We start from the raw sequence: 16047 nt of genomic DNA on the forward strand, positions 1-16047 counted from the left end.
CTAGCATCGAGTGCGGAACGTCAGAAGACCGAACAGGACCCGGCACTCGAACGGGTGGAGAGACAAGGACGAGGGCGATGCGAGAGATCTTCACGGGACTGCCGTGGTGGGTGAAGTGGATCGCGGTGCCGGTCATCGCCCTGGTCGTGTTCGGTGGGCTGATCGCCAGTGTGGTCGGCTTCGTCATCGGACTGCTCTTCAAGGTGCTGGTCTTCGTGGCGCTGGTCGGCGGACTGATCTACGTCGTACGGAAGTTCACGTCGAGCTCCTCGTCCCGCAGCGACTGGTGAGGCCGGTGGGAAACCGGTGGGGGTAGCGGGGAACGCGGGGAATCACCCGTTCCCTCGGGCGGGGGAAGTTTCCCGGCCGGGCCGTCTGCGTGCGGTGGCAGGCGAATAGAGTCCGGCTCGACGCGGGGACTTCCCCGCGAGCGGCATACACCCCCACCCGTGTTCCTCCGCACGGGTCGGCCCCTCGCGTTTCGGGAGTGACCCTTGGCCCCGGCTGACACCGCACCGGCCCACCTGCGCAGCGTTCCCGCGCAACCGCGCTCGGCGGCACCCTCCGAGTCACTACCGCCCCCCACACCACCGCCTCCCGCCGGATCCCCGCCTCCGGCGACCCTCATCGGGTCCGTGCAGCGCGCCATGCGCCTGCTGGAAACCGTCGCCGGGCATGTCTACGGCGCCCCCGCCAAGCAACTGGCCCGCGAGACCGGGCTGGCGCTGCCCACGACGTACCACCTGCTGCGCACCCTCGTGCACGAGGGCTATCTGCGCCGGGACAAGGGCCTGTTCTTCCTCGGCGAGGCCGCCGAGCGGCTGAGCAGCAGCGGGGCGCGGCAGAAACGTCGCAGCACGGTGGTCGACACGCTCGCGCAGTGGCGAGACCTCCTCGGCGTCCCCGTCTACTACGCGGCGTACCGCGAGGGCGAGATCGAGGTCATGTGCGTCTCCGAGAGCCCGGGCGCCCCGGCGGTCGAGGAGTGGGCCGACTTCCGGGAGACCGGGCACGCGCACGCCATCGGGCAGTGCCTGCTGTCCCAACTGGACGCCGAGGCCCGTCGCGACCACCTCGACCGCTACCCGGTGCAGCCCCTCACGCCGTACACGGTGCGGGACAACCACAGTCTGCTCCGGCGTCTGGAGCGGATGCGGCGGATGGAACCGGTGACCGAGCGTCAGGAGTACGCCCTGGGCGCGGTCTGCGCGGCGATCCCGCTGACTCTGGGCACCACGGCGGCGACGATGGCCATCTCCCTGCCCGCCCATCAGGAGGACCGGCTGCTGCCCGCGGCCCGGCAGTTGCAGTACGAGATCGGGCGGCGACTCGGGTCGCTGGCGCTCTCTATCAGTATGTGAAAACTCACTCCTTGTGATCTGCTGTGTACGTTCAGCAAGATTCCATCAGTGTCAGAGGTTCGTTCCCGGCCAGTCACGGCGAATGACGGGGTTAGCGATGCGCGAGTCCGTACAAGCAGAGGTCATGATGAGCTTCCTTGTGTCCGAGGAGCTCTCCTTCCGCATTCCGGTGGAGCTGCGCTATGAGACCAGTGATCCCTATGCCGTCCGGCTGACGTTCCACCTGCCCGGTGACGCGCCCGTGACGTGGGCTTTCGGCCGGGAGCTGCTGATCGACGGCGTCGGCCGGCCGTGCGGCGAGGGCGATGTGCGGGTCACCCCCGTCGAACCGGACACGCTGGGCGAGGTGCTGATCAGGCTTCAGGTGGGCAGCGACCAGGCGTTGTTCCGTTCCTCCACGGCACCGCTCGTCGCCTTCCTCGACCGCACCGACAAGCTGGTGCCGCTCGGCCAGGAAGGCTCGCTCGCCGACTTCGACGCCCACCTCGACGAGGCGCTGGACCGCATCCTGGCGGAACAGGGCGCCGGGTGAGCCACCCGTCGGTCGGCGTCGTGGAGTAACGCTTCACCGGATGCCGCCGACCCTGCGGGAACGCTTCGTCGTCGTGGCGCTGGGACGTCTGGCTCAGAGACGTCAGCGCTTACGGCGCCGGCCCCGCCCCCCGCGTGCCGGTACCGCGGCGGTCTCCACGGCGCGCTCCTCCCCGGGGCGGTCGGCCGAGACCACGAGCGCGGCCAGAGCGGTGGTGACCGGCACCGAGGCCACCAGGCCGATCGAACCGACCAGCGTGCGCACGATCTCCTCCGCGACCAGCTCGCTGTTGGCGACCGTCCCCACGCCGCTCTGCGCGATGGAGAACAACAGAAGCAACGGCAGGGCGGCACCGGCGTAGGCGAGGACGAGCGTGTTGACGACCGAGGCGATGTGGTCGCGGCCGATCCGGATGCCCGCGCGGTAGAGCCCGCGCCAGCCCATCGACGGATTGGCCTCGTGCAGCTCCCAGACCGCCGAGGTCTGCGTGACCGTCACATCGTCGAGCACACCGAGCGAACCGATGATGATGCCGGCGAGCAGCAGACCGCTCATGTCGATCGTCGGATAGAGACCGTGGATCAGGCCGGTGTTGTCGTCGGTGTTGCCGGTGAGCGCGGCCCAGCTGTTGAACAGCGAGCCGAGAAGGCCGATCAGCAGCAGGGAGATGAGGGTGCCGAGCACCGCCACCGAGGTCCGTGCGGACAGTCCATGACACATGTACAGGGCGATGAGCATGATGGCACTCGCGCCCACCACCGCCACGACCAGCGGGTTCGAGCCCTGCAGGATCGCGGGCAGGATGAAGAAGGTCAGCACCAGGAAGCTGATGGTCAGTGCGACGAGGGCCATGACCCCGCGCAGCCGCCCGACGACCACGACGGCGAGTGCGAAGATGCCGGCCAGCAGGGCCAGGGGCAGACGGCGGTTGACGTCGGTGACCGAGTACTGCAGATCCTTCGGCGCGGAGGGCTCGTAGGCGACCACGACCTTCTGGCCCTCGTGCAGCTGGCGGGACTGGTCCGGCTGGATGATCTCGGTGAAGGTGCGGCCCTTGTCCTTGCCGCTGTCGACCCGGACCGTCGCCCGCTTGCAGGTGCCCTTCTCCTGCTGCACGGCGGAGGAGCCCTCGGCGGTGGAGGTGTCGCCGGTCGGCGGGACCCCCGAGGCGCCGGCCTCCTTGCAGCTGATCTCCACGACCTTGGTGACCGAGGCTTGTTCGGTCTGCCGGTCGAAGCCGACGCCGGTGCGCTCGTGCCCCGGGGCGCCGCCCGGCCACAGCACGACGAGACCGACCAGCACGGCCGCGCCGAACGGGATCAGGATCGCCGCGATGATCTTGCGCAGATGCATGGAGACGGGCGTGGCCGGACCGTGGCTGTGACTGTGTGAGTGCCCGTGCCCGCCCCCTGGCGCGGAACCGGGGCCGTGCCCGTGGCCGTCGCCACCGCCGGTCCCGGAGCCGTGCCCGTGACCATCGCCGCCGCCACCGGTCCCGGAGCCGTGTCCGTGTCCGTGGCCGTCTCCTCCGCCGGTTCCGGAACCGTGTCCGTGCCCGCTTCCGGAGCCCGGGCCCCGCCCGTCGCCGGGGCCGACTCCATGCCCACCGGCTGAGCCGCCACCCTGGCCGTTGCCGGGTCCGTATCCCCCGGCCGAGCCGGAACCACGCTCACCACCGGCACCTGCACGAGCACCGGGCCCGAATCCCGTCCCAGGCCCATACCCGGCCCCGGAGGCGAAATCGTGGCCGTCTCCCCGGCCGTTGCCGCTTCCGGCACCGGATCCGCGAGGCGGCTCGGGCGGTGGGTAAGGGGGACGCTGCGTCGTGGTCACCGACCGATCATCGCAAGAACGAGGGGGGCCCTCTGTTCACCGCGCCAGAATTGCCGCTAGCGTGGAGGCACCTTTTGTACACGCGGGAGCTCGGAGCACCGGGCTGAGAGGGCGCTGACCTCCGTCCCAGCGATGTTTCACATGAAACATCACCGAAGTCGAGTGATGTTTCACACGGAACGTCGGCAGACGGAAGCCGCTGCGTCGACCGCCGAACCTGTTACCGGGTAATGCCGGCGTAGGGAGTAGGTCTCATGACCGACAAGGACGCACGCACGCCTGCCTCCGTTCAGGACGCACAGTCCGAGGAGGCCGGGAAGTCCATCGGCTGGCACAAGGCGTATGTCGAGGGCACCCGCCCCGACCTGCGCGTGCCGGTTCGTCAGGTGCATCTCACCAACGGCCAGGCCGTCACGCTGTACGACACCTCCGGCCCGTACACCGATCCACTCGTCGACACCGACGTCCGCAGGGGCCTGCCGCCGCTGCGCGAGAACTGGATCATCTCCCGCGGCGACACCGAGGAGTACGCGGGCCGCCCCGTCCGCCCCGAGGACGACGGCATCAAGCACACCTCGCCCCGCGGCGGCCTCCGCAACCTCGACGCCGTCTTCCCCGGCCGCCCGCGCCAGCCGCGTCGCAGCAGGGACGGCCAGGCGGTCACGCAGCTCGCGTACGCCCGACGCGGCGAGATCACACCCGAGATGGAGTACGTGGCCATCCGGGAGAACGTCTCGCCCGAGGTGGTCCGCGACGAGATCGCCGCGGGCCGGGCCGTGTTGCCGGCCAACGTCAACCACCCGGAGATCGAGCCGATGATCATCGGCAAGAGGTTCCTGGTGAAGGTCAACGCCAACATCGGCAACTCCGCGGTGACCTCCTCCATCGAGGAGGAGGTCGAGAAGATGACCTGGGCGACCCGCTGGGGCGCCGACACGGTCATGGACCTCTCCACCGGCCGCAACATCCACACCACGCGTGAGTGGGTGCTGCGCAACTCCCCCGTCCCCATCGGCACCGTGCCGCTCTACCAGGCCCTGGAGAAGGTCGACGGCCGCGCCGAGGACCTGACCTGGGAGGTCTACAAGGACACGGTCATCGAACAGGCCGAGCAGGGCGTGGACTACATGACGGTCCACGCGGGCGTGCGCCTGGCCTATGTGCCGCTGACGGCCAACCGCAAGACGGGCATCGTCTCCCGCGGCGGCTCGATCATGGCCGCCTGGTGCCTCGCGCACCACCGGGAGTCGTTCCTGTACGAGCACTTCGAGGAGCTCTGCGAGATCCTCGCCGCCTACGACGTCACGTACTCGCTCGGCGACGGCCTGCGGCCCGGCTCGATCGCGGACGCCAACGACGAGGCGCAGTTCGCGGAGTTGCGCACTCTCGGGGAACTCAACCGGATCGCCAAGCGTTTCAACGTACAGACCATGATCGAAGGCCCGGGCCATGTCCCGATGCACAAGATCAAGGAGAACATCGACCTTCAGCAGGAGATCTGCGATGAAGCTCCGTTCTATACGCTCGGCCCGCTGACCACGGACGTCGCGCCGGCGTACGACCACATCACCTCCGGCATCGGTGCTGCGATGATCGCCTGGTGGGGCACGGCCATGCTGTGCTACGTCACCCCCAAGGAGCACTTGGGCCTGCCGAACCGTGACGACGTCAAGACCGGTGTCATCACCTACAAGATCGCCGCCCACGCGGCCGATGTCGCCAAGGGGCACCCGGGCGCCCAGGAGTGGGACGACGCGCTGTCCGACGCCCGCTTCGAGTTCCGCTGGGAGGACCAGTTCAACCTGGCCCTCGACCCGGACACGGCACGGGAGTTCCACGACGAGACCCTGCCGGCCGAGCCCGCCAAGACGGCTCACTTCTGCTCGATGTGCGGTCCCAAGTTCTGCAGCATGAAGATTAGCCAAAGCATCACAGAGCGGTTCGGTGGCGCGGCGGCTGAGGGAGCCTCGTCCGAGGAGATCGCTGAGGGGATGCTCCAGAAGTCGAAGGAGTTCGCCGAGGCAGGCAATCGGGTGTACCTGCCGATCGCCGACTGAGCCTGAAGCGCTGGAGTCAACGGCTCGCGGGAAGTGCGACTACTGCGAAGCGACGGGCCGGAACCGCAGCTTGGGTCCGGCCCGCGCTGACACCATGTACCACTGGCCGCATGTGCAGCGCTGCCCTGACTGGTTTGGCGTGGGCGGAGGTCTGACGGGCGTCGCCGTTGACCGGCTGCCCGGCCGGTGTACCGGTGAGGCCTCAGAGGCGCTTCGCTGGGGCAGGCTGCCGCGCACCCCGGCCATGCCACCAGCTCCACACTGTATGACCCACGAGAAGCACGACGGCCACGGCCGAGAGCACGCGAACCGAAGCCCACACTATTTCGGCGACTCGGCCCTGCGAGTCGCCCACCTCTGCTGCCAGCCGCTGGGAGGCCTCAAAGAAGGCGATCAACGGGACAAGCAGGCGGAACCCTAGACCGCCGATGCCGGGCATTCTGGCCATACTCCCCAGGAGCCCAACGGGCGCACCGAAGGCGAAAGCCGCTACCCCCCAGAACACGGCCCTGGAGGGGAGGCCATCGCCCGCACCAGAGATGACGTGTCCCCCGGCCGGAACCGCGGGGATCAGAAACTTGAAAAGATAATATACGGCTACGCCTACTGCCAATGCCGAGGACGCCAGCAATGATGCCTCGACTCTTGACCGCCGGGAGTAACCGATCAGGAAGGCGAAGCATGCCCACGACCATCCCACAGAAAATACGACGCCTACGGCCTGGCAGACCGGGTTGTCGAATTTGCTCGCGAATGGGCCGACAGCGCCGAGGAGCGCACCTGCCACGAGAACTGTCGCAATACGAGCGATGCGACAAGGCGTAAATTGTGGGATTTTCATGACCCTACTCTGTGGCAATTTCTCACGCTGAGAAAATCCGCCCCCGGCGGTGGCCGCCGGGAGCGGACGGAATTAGTACTTAGCGTAGTAGGTCTTGCACGTGTACGCTGCGCCCGCGGTCATATTGGCGTAAGACCACTTGCCCTTGGCCTCCACAGCCTTGTTCGACCCCCCAGCCAGCTCCACGGTCGACCCATGCATCACCTTGGAGTGGTAGTAATTCGAGTAGCAGTACTGGCCATCGCCGGTGAGGTTCTTCCCGTAGCTCCAAGTTCCGCCACCAATTTCGAGGACGGTCTTCGGCCGGATGCCTCCCGTGGAGCCAGCCGTGAACTCCACTACGCCCCATTCCTTGGGGTCTCCCAGCGCGGCAGGCGGCTGGGTGCCGTCACCCCTGGTGTGGGCAGTGACGGTGACCGCGCCAGCGGTCGGCGCCTGGACGCTGTCCGCAGTGGCCGGGCCGGCAAGGGTGCCCGCAGCCAGGAACCCACCCGCAATAGCAAAAGCTATGGACCTACCGGATGCCTTCATGTGATTCCCCTCCCGTGATGCCCCCGTCGCGGGGGCTGCGGATGGATCTTCCCCCAACCCGCACATCCTGGTAAAGAGACGCTAAAACACTTGGCCAAAAAGCGCCGACGATGGATGTGTGAGATTTGCATACCCACTCGATGGTTAGTTCCGCTTCCTCGTAATGGTCGTTTGAGTGTGTAATGTCCGGCATGCTGGACTGGTGCCGCCCCGCTCCATCCGTGAGCAGGGCGGGCAGTGAGGTCGGAGGCGTACCGTAGGCCGATTCGCCATCCCGGGCAGGACGATCTATGCCGGCTACGTCAGGGAACGCCTCAAGCGCCTCCTCCAGTCGGCTACCTGATCGAGGTGTACATGTGCGCGTACGAGCCGGCGCCCCCATCAGCCACCGCGCTGTGGCATATCAACTCATCCCATTGAAGATGCTGGTGAGTAGTAGGCGTGGTCGGGGATGTTGTACCTGCCATCGCCTATCGCATGAGCCTCTGCGCCTTCGGTACGGTCGTGGTCGTGTCTGGCGCACGTCGGGTTGGTCACCCGTAGGCATGCGCCAGTTGATCGCGCGCGACTAGGGGAGCTGGTACGGGCATGGCGCTTGACGCTGCTCGATCGCAAGAGGGGTTCACTTCGACGAGGGCCGCGCAGGTGATGAGCGCGGCCTGCCTGGCGGCCGGGTTGGACGACAGAGGGGCAGAGCTGATCCGGCTGGGAGAGAACGCGCTCTTCCGCCTGGACGCAGAGCCAGTGATCGTGCGAGTGGCGCGGGGAGAACCGTGGCTGCCCAAGGCACGCGTTGAGGTTGCGGTGTCACAGTGGTTGGCCGAGGAAGGGTTTCCTGCCGCGCGCCTGGTCGACGGGCTGGAGCAGCCGTTTCTGATCGATGGCCACCCGGTGACCTTCTGGCGGCTCATCGTCGAGGACAGCCGTAAGGCCACGTATGGGGAACTCGGCGGCATCTTGCGGGACCTGCACTCCATGACGTTGCCCGTTGGCCTGGAGCTGCCCTCGTTCAACCCCTTCGACAAGCAGGAACTGCGGATCAGCCAGGCAGCGATCCCGGAAGATGACAGGGTTTTCCTCCGCAAGCGGTGGAGTGAGCTGCGTGACCAGTTCGAGGGCTTGCGGTTCGAGACGCCCAAGGGGCCGGTCCACGGTGATGCTCACGTGCAGAACCTCATGGTGAACGACCGGGGGGAAGTCATCCTGATCGACTTCGAGGCATTCTGCTTCGATCGCCCTGAGTGGGACCTAATGGTTACGGCCACGGAGCACCACAGTCTGGGGTGGCAGACCGACGAGCAGTACGCCGACTTCGTGAGGGCGTACGGGCGCGACCTGCACGACTGGCACGGCTACGACACGCTCCGGCGGCTCCAAGAGTTCGGCATGACCACGTGGCTGATGCAGAACGTGCAGGAGAACGAGGGGACGGCGGCCGAGTACCGCCGGCGCATCGCAGCCTTGCGGAACGATGATGCGCCGCGCGACTGGCGTCCCTGTTAGCTGTTACTCGTCCTCGTCCAGACGGGCGAGCGCTTCGTTCACCTGCTCATTGAAGGCCACGACGGCGGGGTTGGCCGCGTACGCACTGACCTCCGCCCGAAAGTCGGATACGTAGCGCTGGAAGCGGGAGGACTGGAGGGAGTCGCCGCCGTCCACGGCAAGGCTGGCTGTGGTGACGGCGGCTTCCAACTCTCCGTTCAGGAGCTGGCTCTGTGCGAGCACCATGCGACAGAAACCGAGGGTGCGGGCGTACTGCGGGTCAGTGCTGTCCACAGCGCGCTGTGCGTGCTCGACCGCTTCACGGCGCATCCTCAGATCGCGGAAGCAGTGGCAGAACTCGCCCAAGAGTTCCGCGTCGTCGAAGTAGCTCAACCACAGTGGGTCCTCGGCACCGTCAGCGCGCTCGAAGTGGCGCTCAGATTGGTTCATGGCGAGTGACGCCCCGGTGAGATCACCCGCGTTGGAGAGCGCTCGGGCTTCCATGGCCCAGTAATTCGCCATGGCACGCGGGGTCGCTCGGCCCTTGGCGCCCTCGACTGCTGCGCGGGCTAGCTGGATGGCCTGGGCGTGGTTGCCGAGATAGTTCGCCTGGTGGCTGAGGTTGCCGAGGATGCGGGCGCCGAACATGCGGTCGTCGATGACCTGGGACAGTCGCAGAGTCGACGTGAGATAGCGGTGGGCGAGTGGGTGGTTGCCGGAGTCGTATGCGGTCCACGCGAGCAACTGGGAGACCTCGGCGGCGGCGCCGAACAAGGCCGTGCCTACCTTCTCGCTGTAGCTGGCGCTGAGCAGAGGCAAGACCTCATGGCGGAAGTAGTGACGCAGTGCCTTGTGGCCGTGGCCTCCGCCGTACTTGAAGTCGAGTTGCATGAAGGTGGCGGCGGCGTCCCTGATTGCCCGGACGTCGCGCATGCCGACTCGCTGCTGAGCGGGCTTGTCGGTCTGGATGCCGTCCGGGCGCGCGATCATCCAGGACAGGACGGCGGAGCTGAGATCTGAGTCCGAGACGATCAGTTGCTCGGATGTGACGGTGTCGGCCCGTTCCTGGGCGAGTCCATCCAGCATCGACAGCACGTCGGGGACCGTACTGGGATAACCGAGCGGTTCTGGAGTGGCCGGCCGTGTGTGATCGAAGAAGCCGAGATCACCGGGAGCGATGCGGCGGCCGAGTTTGGCGCTCAGTACGTCGGCCATGAGTGCCGCTGTCTGAGGCTGGATGCCCGCGCCGTCCCGCCATCGCTGTACTGATACGTGCGTTGTTCCAAGACTGATGCCGCGCTGAGCGGCGGCGTCCTTCATGCGCTTCGCCAGGCCCTTGTTCGAGACCTTCGCCTCGTCCATGACGGCGATTAACTGCGCGTTCGGCTCTCGGCTCATGCTCCCCTGCCAACCCGAGAATGACGGCGAGTGTTCATCGTGTCACAGCAGTATCAGCCTTGGGGGTTCATTGATGAACCCCCTTTGCCTTTGCCGGTGTTCACGTGAACCCCCTGGTGAACGCTCCCGGTCACGCCCTTCTCGCCGTGTACTGGCTTGCGTGAAGCAAGCGGTGCCGTGAGAGCCGCGGGGCCTCGGAAGGGGAAGTGATGGATGCGGGGAAGACTGAACGGTTGGCGGGTGAGCTTGACGCGTACGCGCACTGGTTCGTGCGACCGGAGCCGTCCTTCGACGGGCACTTCCTGACGTTGACGCTCTTCGCCGAGTTCGGTGACACAGCGCGCGTCGCTCGCGACATGACGGCTGTGTTCCTCCGGGGCGCTGGTGCCGATGCCATCGTGGGTGACGCCCAGTTGGTGGTCTCCGAACTGGTCGGGAACGTGGTGAACCATGCCGTGCCGGACCGGCACCTGTCCTCCCCCGGTGCCTGCCGACGCATCGACGTGATCTTCAAGATGTTCCCGAAGTGGCTCTTCATCGGTGTCGCTGATGAGGACTCGACCCCTCCGCTGCTTCCGACGGGGGAGGTGTTCTCTCCGGGGTTGCTCGGAGACCTGTCTGAGGCGGTGCTGCCCGACACCGGTCGGGGACTCCTCATCCTTCAGCGTCTGACGGCGGCGATCTGGTGGACGCCGGAAGAGCGCGGCGGAAAGACGGTCTGGTGTCGCTTCGATCTGAACGACGAGGTGGAGCCGGTACCGCACTGATGATCTCCGGGCTGCCGTCCTCGTGTCGCTCTTTCGCGATCAGGAGCGAGCGGCGGCCCGGTAACCGGCCGAAGTCTGACCCCTTCGGCCAGGGCGCGGCTCCTCCGGGCTTCTGGGAGCTCCCCTCCACACCGGAGGGCCGCGCCTGACAACCACAAACCGAGACCGGGCCACCCCATCAGCCCTGGAAAGCGAAGGGTGGCCCGGCTGGGAACGCGGCGGTTCCCGGTGCCTGATGGTACCGGGGCCGCCGTGCTGCGTTTGCGCCCTGGTCCAAGGAAGTTGACGATCCGTTACTAGATCAGGGCAGAGGTGGCAAACGTGACTGGCTCGGGTGAGGACTGGCTGAGCGACGGTCTGAACGTGACGGGCGCGGACTCCGGGCTCTGGGTGTCCGGCGTCGACTACATCGCGGGATGGCGTGAGGCACGAGTGGCGGCCGATCGACTGAACCGGGCGCTCCTGAGCGTGGGTTTCGAGCTGTCCACCGTACGGGCCGTCGCCTCGACGAACGAGGATGGACGCGGTGTGGTGCGGCTGGCGGGCTGGCCGGACGCTGTGGATCGCCTCGCTCAGCTCCTGGGGGTGCGCTCGGACGGCGACGGTGGTGCAGCATGAGGCGCCTTTTCGCTGGTGAGCGGGGCACTTGGGCACGTCGCCGGCCGCAGAGACTTTGGGCTGGAGCTGCCATGGGGCGAGTGAACAGGGGGCCTTACGCTGGCCCGGCGAATCGGGCAGGCAGTTGCCCTGCCCGTTGTAGTGCCCGATTGGCCCCCTGTTCTTCGAGGCTCGCCCCGTGGTGGCTGCCTAAAGTCTCGGAGGCCGTCGACCCCCAGCCCGCCACGCCCCTGCCCGTGACAGCGGGTCGACGCCATGACTCCTTGGGCGTGCTGTGGGCGGGGGCGCCCGGCGACCGGCCGGGACCGGCGTCCACGCCGCACGCCCGGCCGGGGCGGCCGGGCGGCCCGGCGCGCCGCAGGCGCGCCCTTGAGGAAGTAGAGGCTGTTTCGACCGATGCTGGTTGTCGCTCAGGTGCGGGTGCGTCGCGCGGACTGCTTCTCGGCGGTGATCCGGTAGGCGAGTTCGGCACGGTCCGCGCCGATGCTGAGTTCTTCGAGGGTCAGTGGGCGATCGTCGGCGCCGTGTGCGACGCGGGCGACGTGAAGGATCGGGGTCGCGTCGGGGAGCTGGAGGGTGCTCCGCTCGTCGGGCAGCGGCATTCGGGCGCGGACCGTCTCCGACCACCACAGCTTGTGTCCGTCCTGGGCGAGCACTCCGTAGATCGCTGCCGGGGGCTGGCACGGCTCCTCAGCGAGCACTGGAACCGCCTCGGCGACTTCGAACGGAATCAGCATGCGGTGCATTGCGCGGGCACCCGTAGCCGTGTCGATCAAGAGCCGGTCGCAGCCGAACACGGCCTCTTCCTCACTGAGTCCCAGCAGTCGACCTGTGGCTTTCGTGGTCCGGGTGCGGTAGCTGCTCGGCTCCTCGGCCTCCTGCCAGGCGTCGCCGTTGGGCATGACGAACTTGCTGTCGGTGGTGCGGTTGATGCGGCGTTCGAGGGTGAGTGTGGGCTGGCCGCTGGAGCGTACGAAGCTGCCTTTGCCGTGGCGCACGTCGATGAGACCTTCCGCCCGGAGTGCGGCGATGGCGTTGCGAACCGTGGGGCGGGAGACGCTGTAGCGGGCCATGAGCTGGGCTTCCGACGGAAGCAGGGAGTCAGGGGCGAACTCGCCCGACAGGATCGCTGCGCGGATGGCGGCGGCGACTTGCTGGTAGAGGGCTCCGGGGCGCTGGATCTCCGTCATCTCGGCAATCTCCGGGTGAGGTCGTAGGTACGTCGCACGCGCGACATCACTCGTCAGCATAAGTAGTTGCACCCTCGCCGTACAGCACTCCATAGTCGTAACTCGTAAGGACAAGTGACGTCAGTATCTCACTGGCGTCCCGACTGGCCAGGGAGGCCAAATCCAATGCAGTCCATTCCCGTGGACACGGCGCGACTCGGCGTACTGCGGTGTGCCAACGCGCCTGAAGTGAAGTTCAGCAACTCCGAAACACAGGAGGTGAAGAAGGACCGGGACGGCAACCCGGTCTACAGCGTGGCCGTCACCGTGCGGCCGGACGGACGGCGTATCTCCGTGATCGAGATCGCCGTGAGCGGTGAGCCCAAGGGGCTGGAAGCGGGCCAGGTCGTCAAGGTCACCGGGCTGACGGCGTTCGTCTGGTCGATGGGCGACCGCAGCGGCGTCAGCTTCCGCGCCGACACGATCACGCCCGCGCACGGACCGGCGGCGCAGGGCAAGGGCGGTGACGCGTGATTGGGCCGACCCTGCTCGCGCTCGCCCTGGCGGTACTGGCCTGGGTGCTGGTCGTCGGTGACCTGGTTCGGCGCCACCGTCCGGCCTGGCACTGGTACGTGATCGGCTACCCCGTGACTGCGTCCCGGGTGGTGTTCACCTGGCGCAGGGTTGCCTTGCTCAACGACCTGTCCGTATCCCGCCTCCCGGCGCGAACGCTCATCGGGCACCTGCTGGTCAAGGGGGACCCGGTCCGGCCGACGGCTCCACGGATCTCGTTCCCCCGGGCTACCCGCATGGGCTTGACCGTGAGTGTGCGGCTGCACGCGGGTCAGACTCCGGCGACCTACCTGAAGGCGGCAGACGCGTTCGTCCATGCCTGGAAGGTTCACGCAGTGCGCGTGACCTCGCCGGAACGCGGGCTGGTCCTGCTGACGGCGATGGTCAGTGATCCGCTACAGCGGCCCGGATTCATGCAGGAACGAATGAGCGTGTGCCGGTCGGCCGGCGTGCGCTCCATATGGGAGCTGCCCGACAAGCTCCGGCCGGTGCCGGTCGTCGTGATCGTTGACGAGATCGCAGAGCTGTACTTGTCCGACGGCCGCCGCGAGAGCAAAGCCGAAACCGAGCAGTGCTCCACGCTGCTGCTGCGCCTGGCCCAGCTCGGAGCAGCACTCGGCGTCCACCTGGTGGTGGCCGGACAGCGGGTCGGCTCCGATCTGGGGCCCGGCGTCACCGCCCTGCGGGCTCAGCTCGGCGGCCGGATCTGCCACCGGGTGAACGATCCCGGCACGGCAGAGATGACCCTGGGCGACCTGAACAAGGACGCCGTGGCTGTCGCGCAAGCCATCACGGCAGAGGAACGGGGCGTGGCCGTGTGCACCGGCCCGGACGGCAGTTGGAGCCGCGCCCGTTCCCACCTCACGCCCACGGAAGAGGCCGTCTCGACGGCTCGGAAGCACGCAGCACTCACCCCGGACCTGCCCGCCCTCAACCGTGCCCTTGCGGCGCCTGAAGGAGACGACAAGTGATCAGCGAAGGTACGGCGTTCACGTTCGCGATGGTCTTCGGGATCATCACCGTCCTCCTCGTCCGCTCCCGCGACGTGCGCGCCTGGGAAGCGGTCTGCGTCGGCCTCTTCGGCCTCTACCTCGGCCAGACCCCGGTGATCTACACCGTCCACGGCCTCGTCACGTGGCTGATCAACGGCTTCTCCCACACCTGACCAGAGAAGGGAACGGAACGGCATGCCCATGCCCCGCGTGAGGTGCCCCCACTGCAAGGGCGACGGAGCCCGCAGGACCTGGACTGGACGGCAGAGGCGCTGCCGCGTCTGTCGGGGCACCGGAACCATCCGCTGAACGTCACCCCGCCCGACCCCACAAGGAAGGTGATCCCCATGACCGACAACGCGCCGCCACCCACCCACCGTGCCGCTAGGGCGGCCCACCCTGGAAGGTCCCCACCATCACACCGGAGCTCACCCCGGCTGACAGGCGCGCCGTCCTCAACCGCGCGGCGCGCCTGCGTCAGCTGTCCGAAGCAGACCGCGACGCAATCGAACTAGCCCAGGACCCGGCGTTTCCCCGCCTGTTGGAGCAGATCACTGCCACCGGTGGCTGCTCGCACCCCGTCCACCTCTCCGGCTCCACCACCGCCCTGGACGGCGCAACCGGCGAAGTCCTCCGCCACTACGACACCGGCAACGAACCCGGTGAACGCCTTCTCGTACGCTGCCGCAACCGCCGGGCAACCGTCTGCCCCGCATGCTCACGCCTCCACGCGGGCGACACCTTCCACCTCGTCCGCGCGGGCCTCCTCGGCGGGAAGAACGTCCCTGCCGCAGTCCGCCACCGGCCCCGGCTCTTCGTCACCCTGACTGCCCCGTCCTTCGGTCACGTGCACCGCGCCGGGGAGCTGTGCCGCCCCCGCCGTGACCGTGGGACGTGCGAACACGACCGTCCTCGGAGCTGCGGCGCTGTCCACGGTCCCGATGACCCCTCCGTCGGCAAGCCCCTGTGCGCTGACTGCTACGACTACACCGGCCACGTGCTGTGGCACGCGCATGCGTCGAAGCTGTGGGATCGGTTCGTCATCGACGTCCGACGGCGGCTCGCCTCCTCGGTCGGCCTCGTACAGTCCCACTTTCGGGACCATGCCCGGCTGTCCTTCGCACGCGTCGCCGAGTACCAGAAGCGGGCGGCCGTCCACGTGCACGCAGTCGTCCGCCTCGACGGCCCGAACGGACCGGCGGACGAACCTCCCCCTTGGGCCGCGCACCGGCTCATCGCCGCCGTGCGGTCCTCCGCTTCCCGTGTCCTGGTCCGTACGCCGTACAGCCCCGCGGTGGGTGAGTTGGCTCTGCGTTGGGGCGCCCAGGTCGACGTGCGCCCGCTGCACGCCGAGGGTGACGGGCCTGACGATGATGCCATCGCCGCCTATGTGGCCAAGTACGTCACCAAGGGAGCGAGCGAGACAGGCGCCGGCATCGACTACAGGGTCACCACCTGGGATGACATCGAGGCTGCGTCCGTGAGCGCACACGTTCGCACTCTCATGCGGACCTGCTGGCGCCTGGGCGGCCTGCCCGAGTTCGAACCCCTGAACCTGCGCACGTGGGCTCACACGCTCGGCTACCGGGGCCACATCCTCACGAAGTCTCGCGCCTACTCCACCACCTTCGCGGCACTGCGGGCCGAACGCGCCCAGCACGTAGGCGGTGTCGACGTCCCTGGGGCGGTCACGGATAGGCACTGGCGCTACGTCGGCTCCGGCCATACCTCGGGCGCTGCGCTCATCGCCGCCGGAATCGCAGATGACATCGCTGAGAACCGCGCCGTCGCGCGGGAAGCTCTCCGAGCTGGCGGTGATGCCAACTGAGCACGACTTCGGCGAAGGCCAGCGTTGAGCGCGAGGAAGCAGCAGTACGAGCGTGGATCGAGCGG

General features: G+C 67.7%; 15 protein-coding genes and 1 riboswitch. Of the genes, 11 read left to right on the plus strand and 4 right to left on the minus strand.

Annotation, left to right across the window (positions count from 1 at the left end; genetic code table 11):
* The first annotated feature begins 77 nt into the window (after window positions 1–77).
* The 3 genes from NNW99_RS19040 (at window position 78) to NNW99_RS19050 (ending at window position 1893) form a co-directional block, all read left to right on the plus strand.
* Window positions 78–290, plus strand: a complete 213-nt coding sequence (locus NNW99_RS19040) for a DUF5326 family protein (protein WP_020271174.1) — start codon at window positions 78–80, stop codon at window positions 288–290.
* Between the two features lie 204 nt (window positions 291–494).
* The gene (locus NNW99_RS19045) at window positions 495–1361 is read left to right on the plus strand and encodes an IclR family transcriptional regulator (RefSeq protein WP_370869144.1); all 867 of its coding nucleotides are present in this window, start codon (window positions 495–497) and stop codon (window positions 1359–1361) included.
* 97 nt (window positions 1362–1458) lie between these two features.
* Window positions 1459–1893 carry an SsgA family sporulation/cell division regulator gene (locus NNW99_RS19050; protein WP_184593809.1) on the plus strand — a complete coding sequence of 145 codons (435 nt, stop codon included), beginning with the start codon at window positions 1459–1461 and terminating at the stop codon, window positions 1891–1893.
* 102 nt (window positions 1894–1995) lie between these two features.
* Here the strand turns inward: NNW99_RS19050 and NNW99_RS19055 are convergent, their stop codons facing one another.
* Window positions 1996–3726, minus strand: a complete 1731-nt coding sequence (locus NNW99_RS19055; protein WP_215120342.1) for a YibE/F family protein — start codon at window positions 3724–3726, stop codon at window positions 1996–1998.
* 72 nt (window positions 3727–3798) lie between these two features.
* Window positions 3799–3988, plus strand: a riboswitch (TPP riboswitch).
* On the opposite strand from NNW99_RS19055, the gene thiC reads away from it, so the two are divergent.
* Window positions 3981–5783: a phosphomethylpyrimidine synthase ThiC gene (gene thiC / locus NNW99_RS19060; RefSeq protein WP_251057858.1), complete on the plus strand. Its 1803-nt coding sequence runs from the start codon at window positions 3981–3983 to the stop codon at window positions 5781–5783. It overlaps the preceding riboswitch by 8 nt.
* A 913-nt stretch (window positions 5784–6696) precedes the next feature.
* Here thiC and NNW99_RS19065 read toward each other — a convergent pair.
* Window positions 6697–7155, minus strand: a complete 459-nt coding sequence (locus tag NNW99_RS19065) for a lactococcin 972 family bacteriocin (RefSeq protein WP_215120343.1) — start codon at window positions 7153–7155, stop codon at window positions 6697–6699.
* 588 nt (window positions 7156–7743) lie between these two features.
* Here NNW99_RS19065 and NNW99_RS19070 point away from each other — a divergent pair.
* On the plus strand, window positions 7744–8658 hold the full coding sequence (locus NNW99_RS19070) for a phosphotransferase enzyme family protein (protein ID WP_215120344.1): 915 nt from the start codon (window positions 7744–7746) through the stop codon (window positions 8656–8658).
* Window positions 8659–8661: 3 nt separating this feature from the next.
* Here the strand turns inward: NNW99_RS19070 and NNW99_RS19075 are convergent, their stop codons facing one another.
* Window positions 8662–10035, minus strand: a complete 1374-nt coding sequence (locus NNW99_RS19075) for a sporulation protein (protein WP_215120345.1) — start codon at window positions 10033–10035, stop codon at window positions 8662–8664.
* 209 nt (window positions 10036–10244) lie between these two features.
* Between NNW99_RS19075 and NNW99_RS19080 the strand changes: the two genes are divergently transcribed.
* Together NNW99_RS19080 and NNW99_RS19085 are read left to right on the plus strand one after the other, a co-directional pair.
* Window positions 10245–10802, plus strand: a complete 558-nt coding sequence (locus NNW99_RS19080; protein WP_215120346.1) for an ATP-binding protein — start codon at window positions 10245–10247, stop codon at window positions 10800–10802.
* Between the two features lie 321 nt (window positions 10803–11123).
* The gene (locus NNW99_RS19085) at window positions 11124–11420 is read left to right on the plus strand and encodes a hypothetical protein (protein WP_215120347.1); all 297 of its coding nucleotides are present in this window, start codon (window positions 11124–11126) and stop codon (window positions 11418–11420) included.
* Window positions 11421–11830: 410 nt separating this feature from the next.
* Here the strand turns inward: NNW99_RS19085 and NNW99_RS19090 are convergent, their stop codons facing one another.
* Complete coding sequence (locus NNW99_RS19090) at window positions 11831–12610, minus strand: GntR family transcriptional regulator (protein WP_215120348.1); 780 nt, start codon at window positions 12608–12610, stop codon at window positions 11831–11833.
* Between the two features lie 165 nt (window positions 12611–12775).
* On the opposite strand from NNW99_RS19090, the gene NNW99_RS19095 reads away from it, so the two are divergent.
* The 4 genes from NNW99_RS19095 to NNW99_RS19110 all read left to right on the plus strand — a co-directional run bounded on the left by NNW99_RS19095 (window position 12776) and on the right by NNW99_RS19110 (window position 15982).
* Window positions 12776–13123 carry a hypothetical protein gene (locus tag NNW99_RS19095; protein WP_215120349.1) on the plus strand — a complete coding sequence of 116 codons (348 nt, stop codon included), beginning with the start codon at window positions 12776–12778 and terminating at the stop codon, window positions 13121–13123.
* Complete coding sequence (locus NNW99_RS19100; RefSeq protein ID WP_215124351.1) at window positions 13123–14133, plus strand: FtsK/SpoIIIE domain-containing protein; 1011 nt, start codon at window positions 13123–13125, stop codon at window positions 14131–14133. Before NNW99_RS19095 ends, NNW99_RS19100 begins: the two co-directional genes overlap by 1 nt.
* Entirely contained in the window at window positions 14130–14327 is a 198-nt protein-coding gene (locus NNW99_RS19105; RefSeq protein ID WP_215120350.1) for a hypothetical protein, read from the plus strand. Before NNW99_RS19100 ends, NNW99_RS19105 begins: the two co-directional genes overlap by 4 nt.
* Before the next feature lie 299 nt (window positions 14328–14626).
* Window positions 14627–15982: a replication initiator gene (locus NNW99_RS19110; RefSeq protein ID WP_215124352.1), complete on the plus strand. Its 1356-nt coding sequence runs from the start codon at window positions 14627–14629 to the stop codon at window positions 15980–15982.
* Window positions 15983–16047 lie beyond the last annotated feature (65 nt).

Origin of the sequence: Streptomyces sp. CRCS-T-1 (assembly GCF_024442335.1) — a bacterium.
GTDB lineage: Bacteria > Actinomycetota > Actinomycetes > Streptomycetales > Streptomycetaceae > Streptomyces > Streptomyces koelreuteriae.